The organism is [Eubacterium] eligens ATCC 27750, from assembly GCF_000146185.1.
In the GTDB taxonomy this organism is placed as follows: Bacteria; Bacillota; Clostridia; order Lachnospirales; family Lachnospiraceae; genus Lachnospira; species Lachnospira eligens.
Window position 1 is genome coordinate 763,379 of sequence record NC_012778.1, and the last position, 11,878, is coordinate 775,256.

The 11,878-nt window shown below is 39.1% G+C and carries 10 protein-coding genes; 9 read left to right on the forward strand and 1 reads right to left on the reverse strand.

From position 1 onward, the window contains the following. The first annotated feature begins 24 nt into the window (after positions 1-24). From EUBELI_RS03610 to EUBELI_RS03620, 3 genes are read left to right on the forward strand one after another with little or no spacing between them, the layout of a single operon-like run. Positions 25-339 carry a helix-turn-helix domain-containing protein gene (locus EUBELI_RS03610; RefSeq protein ID WP_012738998.1) on the forward strand — a complete coding sequence of 105 codons (315 nt, stop codon included), beginning with the start codon at positions 25-27 and terminating at the stop codon, positions 337-339. Then, positions 336-1,643, forward strand: coding sequence for a type II toxin-antitoxin system HipA family toxin (locus tag EUBELI_RS03615; protein ID WP_012738999.1), 1,308 nt, complete (start codon positions 336-338; stop codon positions 1,641-1,643). Before EUBELI_RS03610 ends, EUBELI_RS03615 begins: the two co-directional genes overlap by 4 nt. Positions 1,644-1,645: 2 nt before the next feature. Further along, positions 1,646-2,593 (forward strand): DMT family transporter, encoded by a 948-nt coding sequence (locus EUBELI_RS03620; protein ID WP_012739000.1) that lies wholly within the window; start codon positions 1,646-1,648, stop codon positions 2,591-2,593. A gap of 47 nt (positions 2,594-2,640) precedes the next feature. Here the strand turns inward: EUBELI_RS03620 and dnaK are convergent, their stop codons facing one another. Beyond that, entirely contained in the window at positions 2,641-4,386 is a 1,746-nt protein-coding gene (dnaK, locus tag EUBELI_RS03625; RefSeq protein ID WP_041688021.1) for a molecular chaperone DnaK, read from the reverse strand. Positions 4,387-4,555: 169 nt separating this feature from the next. Between dnaK and aroC the strand changes: the two genes are divergently transcribed. The 6 genes from aroC (at position 4,556) to ilvB (ending at position 11,864) form a co-directional block, all read left to right on the forward strand. Next, positions 4,556-5,656, forward strand: a complete 1,101-nt coding sequence (gene aroC, locus EUBELI_RS03630) for a chorismate synthase (RefSeq protein WP_012739002.1) — start codon at positions 4,556-4,558, stop codon at positions 5,654-5,656. Between the two features lie 11 nt (positions 5,657-5,667). After that, positions 5,668-6,804: a tRNA guanosine(34) transglycosylase Tgt gene (gene tgt, locus EUBELI_RS03635; RefSeq protein WP_012739003.1), complete on the forward strand. Its 1,137-nt coding sequence runs from the start codon at positions 5,668-5,670 to the stop codon at positions 6,802-6,804. Positions 6,805-6,916: 112 nt separating this feature from the next. Further along, positions 6,917-7,204, forward strand: a complete 288-nt coding sequence (yajC, locus tag EUBELI_RS03640) for a preprotein translocase subunit YajC (RefSeq protein WP_012739004.1) — start codon at positions 6,917-6,919, stop codon at positions 7,202-7,204. A gap of 136 nt (positions 7,205-7,340) precedes the next feature. Beyond that, entirely contained in the window at positions 7,341-8,423 is a 1,083-nt protein-coding gene (leuB, locus tag EUBELI_RS03645; RefSeq protein ID WP_012739005.1) for a 3-isopropylmalate dehydrogenase, read from the forward strand. Positions 8,424-8,457: 34 nt separating this feature from the next. Continuing rightward, complete coding sequence (gene ilvD / locus EUBELI_RS03650) at positions 8,458-10,131, forward strand: dihydroxy-acid dehydratase (protein WP_012739006.1); 1,674 nt, start codon at positions 8,458-8,460, stop codon at positions 10,129-10,131. 50 nt (positions 10,132-10,181) lie between these two features. Beyond that, entirely contained in the window at positions 10,182-11,864 is a 1,683-nt protein-coding gene (ilvB, locus tag EUBELI_RS03655; protein WP_012739007.1) for a biosynthetic-type acetolactate synthase large subunit, read from the forward strand. Positions 11,865-11,878 lie beyond the last annotated feature (14 nt).

Consider the following 11,878-nt stretch of genomic DNA (forward strand, 5'->3'; position numbering starts at 1 on the left):
TTATGGATTTGGAGATGTTTAATTATGATTAGTGATTATGAGGAAGTTGTTATCAGGTTTAAGGCATATAGGATAAGTTATCCATTAACACAGAAAGAACTTTCGGATAAATCAGGCGTTTCATTAAGAAGTATTACTCGGTTTGAAAGTGGAGAAGATATAAGTCTTGTTAATTTTATGAAATTAATGAATGCGATGGAGCTTATGAATAATTTCGTGAATGTGATACCAGATATGAACAACCGGCCATCATCTTATTTGAAAAATGTTAAAACAAGGCAGAGAGCATCTGCAAAAAGAAAAGCAGATACTGGATTTAAATGGGGGGAAGATGAATGATAAATACAGCGGAGGTAATGCTTTGGGGCACAAGAATTGGAATAATTCATATGAATGAAGCAAATGGGGTTGTTGCATTTGAATATGATAAAGATTTTTTAAAGAGTAATATTGAGGTATCACCTATACATATGCCATTATCAGAAAGAGTGTATGAATTTCCGGAACTTGCAAGGACAGCATTTCATGGAGCACCTGGATTGGTAGCGGATTCACTTCCAGATAAATTTGGTAATAAAATTATAGACAGATGGCTGGCTGAGCAGGGAAAATCAATTAGTGAATTTAATGTTATAGACAGACTGTGCTATACAGGAAAAAGAGGTATGGGTGCATTAGAATATATACCAGCAACAAGTCCGTTTGACAGTACAATAGAGGATGTTAATATATCGAAAATGGTAGAGTTTGCATCTGATGTATTATCTGATAGAAAAGATAAGCTGATTAATCTGAAAGATAATGCTGGATATAGCCAGCTTGTGCTATTGGGAACATCTGCAGGTGGTGCAAGAGCAAAGGCGCTGATTGCATGGAATGAAGATACGGGAGAAATAAAAAGTGGACAGATTAATGCTGGTGATGGATTTGAATACTGGCTTATGAAGTTTGATGGAGTATCTAAAAATGGGGATCATAATCTGGAAGATTCAGTAGAATATACAAGAATAGAATACGGATATTATCTTATGGCAAAAGCAGCGGGGGTAATTATGAATGAATGCCGTCTGCTTGAAGATGCCGGATATGCACATTTTATAACTAAACGTTTCGATAGGAACAATAATAAAAAAATTCATATGCAGACATTAGGAGCAATTTCACATATAGATTACAATATTCCGGGATTATGCAGTTATGAACAGGCAGCATATTATATGAATAGACTAGGTATACCATATTCAGATGTGGAACAATTTTATAGAAGAATGGTTTTTAATGTTATTCTGATTAATCAGGATGATCATGTAAAAAATGTTTCTTTTCTGATGGATAAGAATGGTGTCTGGAGATTGTCACCAGTATATGATGTCACATTTGCATATGACAGCAGCAATATGTGGTTGAAAGCACATCAGATGCTTATTAATGGAAAAAGTTCAGATATAAGTTATGATGATTTGATAAAATGTGGAATAAACATGGGAGTAAGCAAGAGAAAATGTGATGCAATAATATCGTATATAGAAGATGTTGCAAAAAGATTTTCGGATTATATGGATATGGCAGGTGTCAGGGAGAAAACCTGTCAGATTATGAATGACATTATAATTAGCAATAATATTAGAAAAACAGGAGATTAATCATGGAAAAAACAAACGAGAAAAAAGATTTTTTACAGAAAACATGGGTGGTGTGCGCCCTTGCACTTGTGTGTACATTCCTTTGGGGAAGCGCATCGCCTTGTATCAAATTAGGATATGCGCTGTTTAAGATACCGTCAAGTGAAACATGGACACAGGTATTATTTGCAGGAACAAGATTTGTTTTTGCAGGAGTGCTTACAATCTTAATTGGAAGTATTCTTAACAGAAAAATGCTGCTTCCAACGAAATCAAGTGTACCAAACATTTTAAAACTGGCAATGTTCCAGACAATTCTGCAGTACATATTCTTCTATATCGGACTTGCACACAACAGCGGAGTAAAGGCGTCAATAATTAACGGTTCTAACACATTTTTCGTAATACTTGTATCGACAATTATATTCAGACAGGAAAAGCTGAATCTGAAGAAAATTATCGGCTGTGTGATTGGTTTTGCAGGTGTTATCGTAGTCAGCATGAATGGACAGAAAATCGACATGAATTTAAGTATTATGGGTGACGGAAGTCTGTTCTTATGTGCGTTGTCATATGCATTTTCATCATGCCTTATGAAGAACTATTCAAAGAAAGATAATCCGGTAATGTTGAGTGGTTATCAGTTCATATTCGGTGGAATAGTAATGATTATATTAGGACTTGTGATGGGCGGTAGAATTACACACGTGTCAGTATCAGCAATACTAATGCTATTCTATCTCGCATGCATATCAGCTGTAGCCTACTCAATATGGGGAATACTGTTAAAGCACAACCCGGTATCCAAAGTGGCAATCTTCGGATTCACCAACCCTGTATTCGGAGTACTTCTTTCAGCATGGTGGCTTGGAGAGGGAAGCAGGGAGCTTGGAATAAATGCACTTATAGCGTTGGTATTAGTGTGCATAGGAATATGTATAGTTAATGTGAAGGGGAAGAAAGCAGAGTAGATAAAAAAGACCGGTTCAGTTAATGCCTGAACTGGTCTTTTTCATCATTATCTTAAAGCCTCTTTTACAGCTTCCGCAGCTTCATGTAGGGAAACTGCCTTTTCTTCATTAAGCTTATCAATAGGAGCTTTAGATATAAGCTTGCCAAGATGTCCAATCTGAGCCTTAACATTCTTTTTCTTATCCTTCTCCCAGACCTTTTTATTGGCGGCAAGTGCGTTGTTAGCCTCGTTAAGAGTCCGTACAGCATCTTCCCTTATATCAATAAATCTCTGGTATGCTTCATCCTGCTTGCTGTAGACTTCGGCTTCCCAGCGGGCTTTTGCAATCTCTTCTTCGGTCATGTTAGAGCTTGAAGTAATAGTAATGCTCTGTTCCCTTCCGGTACCTAAATCCTTTGCAGATACATTGACAATACCATTAACATCAATGTCAAATGTTACTTCAATCTGTGGGACTCCTGCCATCGCACGCTTAATACCGTTAAGACGGAAGTTGCCAAGCAGTTTATTGTCTCTTGTAAACTTTCGTTCACCCTGAAAAACCTTGATATCAACGGATGTCTGGAAATTGCCGGCAGTAGTAAATATCTGGCTGTGTCTTGTAGGAATGGTAGTGTTTCTTTCAATAAGCCTGCTTGCAATTCCACCCATAGTCTCAATAGAAAGAGACATTGGAGTTACATCCATAAGTATGATTTCAGAAGCAGCAGAACCGGCCTGAAGCTGGTTTCCAAGCTTGCCACCCTGAACGGCAGCACCAAGGGCTACACATTCATCAGGATTAAGATTTCTTGATGGCTCTTTTCCCATAAGCTGTCTTACTTTATCAGCAACAGCAGGGATTCTTGTAGAACCACCAACCAATAAAACCATATTAATGTCTGTCTTGGAAAGACCTGCATCATGCAGTGCATTCTCAACAGGTGTGATTGTTCTGTCTACAAGGTCAGCAGTAAGCTCATCAAATGTCTGTCTTGATAAAGTGATATCAATGTGGTGCGGTCCGTCCTTAGACATAGCGATAAAAGGAAGATTAATATTAGTTGTCACAGAAGAAGACAGCTCCTTCTTTGCTTTCTCAGCTTCTTCTCTTAAACGCTGCATTGCAGAGACGTCCTTTGAAAGATTGATACCGTCACTTAGCTTAAACTGCTCGACAAGATAATTAACTATTCTTTCATCGAAATCATCACCACCTAAGTGATTGTCACCTGAAGTTGCAAGAACTTCAATGACATTATCACCGATATCGATAACAGATACATCAAAAGTTCCACCACCTAAATCATACACAAGAACCTTCTGTGCCATACCATTGTCAAGTCCGTACGCGAGAGCGGCAGAAGTAGGCTCGTTGATAATTCTTAATATGTTAAGCCCGGCAATCTTACCGGCATCTTTAGTAGCCTGTCTTTGTGCGTCAGTAAAATAGGCAGGCACAGTTACAACAGCGTCTGTCACAGGCTGTCCTAAGAAATCCTCGGCATCCTCCTTTAACTTCATAAGTATAAATGCAGAGATTTCCTGTGGAGTATAATACTTTCCGTCAATCTTCTTGCGATAGTCCGTACCCATGTGTCTCTTGATAGAGAATATAGTTCTGTCAGAGTTGACGGCAGCCTGTCTCTTGGCGGCATCACCAACAATACGTTCCTTTGATTTCGTAAAGGCTACAACAGAAGGAGTTGTGCGGTAGCCTTCTTTGTTGGTGATGACAGTAGGCGTATCACCTTCAATAACAGCCACACAGCTGTTAGTTGTTCCTAAATCAATTCCTATAACAGTTCCCATAATAAACTCCATTCAATATATTGATATATTTATTTTACCATATAAAATACATTTGACTATTAAGAAAAAAATAAAAATAAGAAAAAATTAATAAATTGGGGTTTTGCTTGATGATATATATTTTAATATGTTAAAATAAATCCTATTGAAAAGATGAGGAGAATATATTATGGCAGGTTCAGTGTTTGGAAATATATTTAAGATATCAACATGGGGAGAGTCGCATGGAGAGGGACTTGGAGTTGTAATTGACGGGTGTCCTGCAGGTCTGCCTCTTTGTGAGAAAGATATTCAGGAGCAGTTAGACAGAAGAAAACCAGGTCAGTCAAAGTTTACTACACCAAGAAAGGAAGATGATGAAGTACATATTCTTTCAGGTGTATTTGAAGGCAAGACTACCGGGACTCCAATATCACTTGCCGTATATAATAAGACACAGAGGTCTGCTGACTATTCAGAGATAGCTAATTATTACAGACCGGGACATGCTGATTATACATTTGACGAGAAATTCGGATTCAGGGATTACAGAGGCGGAGGAAGAAGTTCTGGAAGAGAAACTATCGGAAGAGTTGCAGCCGGTGCAATCGCTATGAAGATTCTTAAAGAGCTTGGAATTAATATTACAGCATATGCTAAAGAAATCGGTGGAATTGGCATTGATTATGATAAGTTTGATATAGCTGAAAGAGATAATAACGCATTTAACATGCCTGATAAGGAAGCTGCAGAGAAGGTTAAGGCTTTTGCAGAGAGCAAGATGTCAGTTGGAGATTCAATCGGTGGTGTCATTGAATGCAGGGTTACAGGCATGATGACTGGAATTGGCAATCCTACATTTGAAAAGCTAGATGCTAATCTTGCTAAGGCAATAATGTCAATCGGGGCTGTCAAAGGCTTTGAGATTGGAGACGGGTTTGAAGCGGCTAAAGTTACAGGAAAGTATAATAATGATGAATTCGTAATGAAGGATGGCAGGGTTGGTAAGCTGACTAATCACAGCGGCGGAGTGCTTGGCGGAATAAGCGACGGTGATGAGATTGTGTTCAGGGCAGCGGTAAAACCGACACCTTCAATTAGTGCATTGCAGGAAACTGTTAATAAGCAGGGCGAGGATATCGAGGTTTCAATCAAAGGAAGACATGACCCGATGATAGTTCCAAGAGCAGTTGTTGTGGTTGAAGCTATGACAGCACTTACACTTGTTGACCTGATATTTGACAATATGACGGCTAGAATGGACAGAGTTAAAGAGTTTTATAGAAAATAAAAGGAGCAGATATGTATAAAATTTTAAAGACAGATGGCAGGGCAAAAAGAGCAGAGTTCACAACAGTACATGGAACTGTGCAGACACCTGTATTTATGAATGTCGGAACAGTTGCGGCCATTAAAGGCGCAGTTGCGACAACTGATTTACAGCAGATAGGAACGCAGATAGAATTATCTAACACTTACCATCTTCATGTAAGACCGGGAGATAAGATTATTAAGCAGCTTGGAGGACTTCATAAGTTCATGAACTGGGATAAACCGATTCTTACAGATTCAGGTGGATTTCAGGTGTTTTCACTTGCAGGACTCCGTAAGATTAAAGAAGAAGGCGTTACTTTCCAGTCACATATTGACGGACATAAGATATTCATGGGACCAGAGGAAAGCATGCAGATACAGTCTAATCTTGGTTCAACAATCGCAATGGCATTTGACGAATGTGCGCCGGCAAAGGCTGACAGAAAATATATCCAGAATTCTGTTGACAGAACATACCGCTGGTTAGAGCGTTGCAAGAAAGAGATGGCAAGACTGAACTCACTTCCTGATACGGTTAATCCTGATCAGATGCTTTTCGGTATCGATCAGGGTGGTGTGTTCAATGATATAAGAATTGACCATGCTAAGAGAATATCAGAGTTAGACCTTGACGGTTATGCAGTAGGCGGACTTGCCGTAGGTGAAACACATGAGGAAATGTATGATGTACTCGATAATGTAGTGCCATATCTTCCACAGGATAAGCCGACATACCTTATGGGTGTTGGAACACCAGCCAATATTCTTGAGTCAGTAGACAGAGGAATTGATTTCTTCGACTGCGTATATCCTTCAAGAAATGGCCGTCACGGACATGTATATACTAAGTTTGGAAAGATTAATCTTTTTAATGCAAAGTATGAAACAGATACAGCACCAATTGAAGAAGGCTGTGGATGTCCATGCTGTCAGAATTATTCAAGAGCATATGTAAGGCATCTTCTTAAGGCTAAGGAAATGCTTGGTATGCGTCTGTGCGTTCTTCATAATCTTTACTACTACAACCATCTTATGACAGACATAAGAGCTGCGATTGAAGAAGGAAGATATGCAGGCTTCAAGGAAGAGGCATTATATCAGATGAAGACATATGATAAGCAGTAATGCTGTATGTTTATAAATATTTTGTTAAAAATACATTTTGAGGTAGACAAGCAGCTCTCAATTATGTATTATATGTTAAGTTTGAAAGAGACATTTTTAAGGAGGAGTATCAATGAATATTGCTATCATAGTTTTTTATGTCGTAATTATTGGTGCAATGATGTATTTCATGGCAATCAAGCCACAGAAGAAGGAACAGAAGCGTCAGCAGGAACTTATGGATTCTATGGAAATCGGTGATTATGTTCTTACAACAAGCGGTTTCTATGGTGTTCTTATCGATATATCAGATGATGATGTAATTGTTGAATTCGGTAACAACAAGAATTGCCGTATTTCAATGCAGAAGAAGGCAATTGCTCAGGTTGAGAAGCCATCAGACAGCACATCAGCAGAATAATTAAAGGCAATTAATTAAAGCAGGGTTCCGGGTCAGACACATTTGTCTGGTCAGGAATCCTTTTTTTATTGAAAATGTTGTGCAAATGTTATATCATATTAAATTGAATTATCATATGAAAAAGGGGTAAAGGTTTATGGAAAGCAGAATAACTTTAATTCCAGGTGATGGAATAGGACCAGAAATCGTCAGAGAGGCTGTGAAAGTGCTTGACAGTGTGGCTGACAAATACGGTCACAAGTTCGATTATACCAAGATTCTTATGGGTGGATGCTCAATTGATGAGTATGGCGTTCCACTTACAGATGAAGCAGTAGCAACAGCTAAAGCATCTGATGCTGTACTTCTTGGAGCAGTTGGAGGCAATGTGGGTAATTCCAAGTGGTATGATGTTGCACCTAATTTAAGACCAGAAGCGGGACTTTTAAAGATTCGTAAGGAATTAGGACTTTTTGCTAATTTACGTCCGGCATATCTTTATGATGAACTTAAGGCAGCGTGTCCATTGAAGGAAGAAATAATCGGTGATGGATTTGATATGGTAATTATGAGAGAGCTTACAGGCGGCCTTTACTTTGGTAATAGATATACTAAGGAAATTGACGGATTGGAGACAGCCGTTGATACACTTACATACAACGAAGAAGAAATCAGAAGAATTGCAATTAAGGGATTTGAGATTGCAATGAAGAGAAGAAAGAAAGTAACAAGCGTTGATAAGGCAAATGTTCTTGATTCTTCAAGACTCTGGAGAAAGATTGTACATGAGGTTGCAAAGGATTATCCGGAAGTTGAAGTTTCAGACATGCTTGTAGATAACTGTGCTATGCAGCTTGTTATGAATCCTGGACAGTTCGATGTTATTCTTACTGAGAACATGTTTGGAGACATATTATCAGATGAGGCAAGTATGATAACAGGTTCAATCGGAATGTTATCAAGTGCAAGCCTTAATAAGACTAAGTTAGGTCTTTATGAGCCAAGCCATGGTTCAGCACCTGATATTGCAGGAAAGAATGTTGCTAATCCAATTGCTACAATTCTCAGTGCAGCCATGATGTTAAGATATTCACTTGATCTTGACAAGGAAGCAGATGCTATTGAAGCAGCAGTTGCAACTGTTTTAAAGGAAGGCTACAGAACAACTGATATTATGTCAGAAGGATGCACACTTGTAGGAACTGATAAGATGGGCGACTTAATCGCAGAGAGAGTTTAATACATTTAAATAATACATATTAAGGAGATAAGCTATGATAAGTGATAACGCCAGAAGTGGTATGCAGCAGGCACCTGCACGAAGCCTTTTTAATGCACTTGGCTTCACAGCAGAAGAGATGAAGAAACCTATGATTGGTATTGTAAGCTCTTATAATGAGATTGTACCAGGTCATATGAATATTGATAAGATTGTCAATGCAGTTAAATTAGGAGTTGCTGAGGCAGGCGGTGTGCCTGTAGTATTCCCTGCTATTGCAGTATGCGATGGTATTGCAATGGGACATGTCGGAATGAAATATTCTTTAGTAACAAGAGATTTAATTGCAGATTCAACAGAGTGTATGGCAATTGCACATCAGTTTGACGGACTTGTAATGGTTCCTAACTGTGATAAGAATGTTCCAGGACTTTTAATGGCAGCAGCAAGACTTAATCTTCCAACTGTATTCGTATCAGGCGGACCAATGCTTGCAGGTCATGTTAAGGGTAAGAAGAGAAGCCTTTCTTCAATGTTTGAGGCTGTTGGTTCATATGCAGCAGGAACAATGACAGAGGAAGATGTACTTGAGTTTGAGGAAAAGGTATGCCCAACATGTGGTTCATGTTCAGGCATGTACACAGCCAATTCAATGAACTGCCTTACAGAGGCACTTGGTATGGGACTTCGCGGCAATGGTACAATTCCAGCCGTATATTCAGAGAGAATCAAGCTTGCAAAGCACGCAGGCATGGCTGTTATGGATATGGTTAATAAGGGAATCACAGCAAGAGATATCATCACTAAGGATTCTATTATGAATGCCCTTACAGTAGATATGGCACTTGGATGTTCTACTAATTCAATGCTTCACCTTCCAGCTATTGCACATGAGATAGGATTTGATTTTGATATCAAATTCGCTAACCCAATAAGTGAAAAGACTCCTAATCTCTGCCACCTTGCACCAGCAGGTCCAACATACATGGAAGACCTTAATGAAGCAGGCGGTGTATATGCAGTTATGAAAGAGCTTGCAGATATCGGACTTCTTAATACAGACTGCCTGACAGTTTCAGGAAAGACAATCGGCGAGTGCATAGCAACAGCATACAACCGTGATCCTGAAGTCATAAGAACAGTTGATAATGCATACAGTAAGACAGGTGGTCTTGCAGTTCTTTCAGGAAATCTTGCACCAGACGGATCAGTAGTCAAGCGTTCAGCAGTTGTTCCAGAGATGCTTGTACATGAAGGCCCGGCAAGAGTATTTGATTCAGAAGAAGATGCAATTGCTGCTATTAAGGGTGGTAAGATAGTTGAAGGTGATGTAGTTGTTATCCGTTACGAAGGTCCTAAGGGTGGTCCTGGTATGAGAGAAATGCTTAATCCTACATCAGCTATTGCAGGTATGGGACTTGGCTCATCAGTTGCTCTTATTACAGATGGACGATTCTCAGGTGCAAGCCGTGGAGCTTCTATTGGTCATGTATCACCAGAGGCTGCTGTTGGCGGACCTATTGCTTTAGTTGAAGAAGGAGATATCATCAGCATTGATATTCCGGGACTTAAACTTGAACTTAAGGTTTCAGATGAAGAGCTTGCTGCAAGAAAGGCTAAGTGGCAGCCAAGAGAACCTAAGGTAACAACAGGATACTTAAAGAGATATGCTTCACTCGTTACATCAGGAAACAGAGGAGCTATTCTTAAAAGTTCAGCAGATGAGTAATATTTAATATAATTATAAAAAGACATTAAAGAGAAATCAGGAGAAGATAAATGAAGTTAAATGGTTCAGAGATAATTGTTGAATGCTTGAAAGAACAGGGCGTTGATACAATATTTGGATACCCTGGTGGAGCTATTCTTAATGTATATGATGCTCTTTATAAGCATTCAGATGAGATAACTCATATTCTTACATCACATGAGCAGGGTGCATCGCACGCTGCTGATGGATATGCTAGGGCAACAGGTAAGGTTGGTGTATGTTTTGCAACATCAGGTCCAGGAGCGACTAACCTTGTAACAGGTATTGCAACTGCATATATGGATTCAGTTCCTATGGTTGCAATTACATGTAATGTAACAGTTCCTCTTCTTGGAAGAGACAGCTTCCAGGAGATAGATATAGCGGGTGTTACAATGCCAATTACAAAGCACAGCTATATTGTTAAGAATGTAAAGGATCTTGCCAAGACATTAAGAAATGCTTTCAGAATTGCCAAGGAAGGAAGACCGGGTCCGGTATTAGTTGATGTTACTAAGGATGTAACAGCAGCAGAGTGTGAGTACACACCAAGAGTTCCAAAACCTGTAGAGAGAATTACAGCAAGCATTAAGGAAGAAGATATTGACAAGGCTGTGACACTTATTAAGAAATCTAAGAAGCCATATGTATTCGTTGGTGGCGGAGCTGTTATATCAGAGGCATCTGATGAACTTAAGAAGTTTGTTGAGAAGGTTGATGCACCGGTATGTGACTCACTTATGGGTAAGGGCGCATTTGACGGATCTAATGAAAGATACACAGGAATGCTTGGTATGCATGGTACTAAGACATCTAACTACGGAGTTTCAGAGTGTGATCTTCTTATTGTGGTTGGTGCAAGATTCTCAGACCGTGTTACTGGAAATGCTAAGAAATTCGCTAAGAATGCCAAGATTCTCCAGTTTGATGTTGATGCAGCTGAGATTAACAAGAATGTCAGGACAGATGCACATGTACTCGGAGATGCTAAAGAGATTCTTAAGAGAATCAATGATAAGTTAGATAATCAGGATCACTCAGACTGGATGGAACACATCAAGTCTTATAAGCTTGATTATCCTATGAGATATAACAGAGATATTCTTAACGGACCTCTTATCATGGAGAAGATATACGAGATTACAAATGGTGATGCAATTATTACAACAGATGTTGGACAGCATCAGATGTGGGCTGCACAGCATTATAAGTTCAAAGAGCCAAGAACACTTCTTACATCAGGCGGACTTGGAACTATGGGATATGGTCTTGGTGCATGTATAGGTGCCAAGGTTGGACGTAAGGATAAGACAGTTGTTAATATTGCAGGTGATGGCTGCTTCCGTATGAATATGAATGAAGTTGCAACAGCAACCAGATATAACATTCCTATTATTGAAGTTATATTTAATAACCATGTACTTGGTATGGTTAGACAGTGGCAGGATCTTTTCTATGGCAAGAGATATTCAGCTACAGTTCTTGATGATCAGGTGGATTTTGTTAAGGTTTCAGAAGGAATGGGAGCCAAGGCTTACAGTGTTGATACAATAGAGGAGTTTGAGAAAGCATTTAAAGAAGCAATCGAACTCAATATTCCATGTGTTATTGACTGTCATATTGACAGAGAAGACAAGGTATTCCCTATGGTTTCACCGGGGGCTGCAATCTCAGAGGCATTCGACAGAGAAGACCTTAATAACAAGAAATAATTCATATATTGACT

Coding starts and splice junctions, on each gene's coding strand:
- EUBELI_RS03610 (WP_012738998.1), top strand. CDS start 25: ATGATTAGTGATTATGAGGAAGTTGTTATCAGGTTTAAGGCATATAGG.
- EUBELI_RS03615 (WP_012738999.1), top strand. CDS start 336: ATGATAAATACAGCGGAGGTAATGCTTTGGGGCACAAGAATTGGAATA.
- EUBELI_RS03620 (WP_012739000.1), top strand. CDS start 1,646: ATGGAAAAAACAAACGAGAAAAAAGATTTTTTACAGAAAACATGGGTG.
- dnaK (WP_041688021.1), bottom strand. CDS start 4,386: ATGGGAACTGTTATAGGAATTGATTTAGGAACAACTAACAGCTGTGTG.
- aroC (WP_012739002.1), top strand. CDS start 4,556: ATGGCAGGTTCAGTGTTTGGAAATATATTTAAGATATCAACATGGGGA.
- tgt (WP_012739003.1), top strand. CDS start 5,668: ATGTATAAAATTTTAAAGACAGATGGCAGGGCAAAAAGAGCAGAGTTC.
- yajC (WP_012739004.1), top strand. CDS start 6,917: ATGAATATTGCTATCATAGTTTTTTATGTCGTAATTATTGGTGCAATG.
- leuB (WP_012739005.1), top strand. CDS start 7,341: ATGGAAAGCAGAATAACTTTAATTCCAGGTGATGGAATAGGACCAGAA.
- ilvD (WP_012739006.1), top strand. CDS start 8,458: ATGATAAGTGATAACGCCAGAAGTGGTATGCAGCAGGCACCTGCACGA.
- ilvB (WP_012739007.1), top strand. CDS start 10,182: ATGAAGTTAAATGGTTCAGAGATAATTGTTGAATGCTTGAAAGAACAG.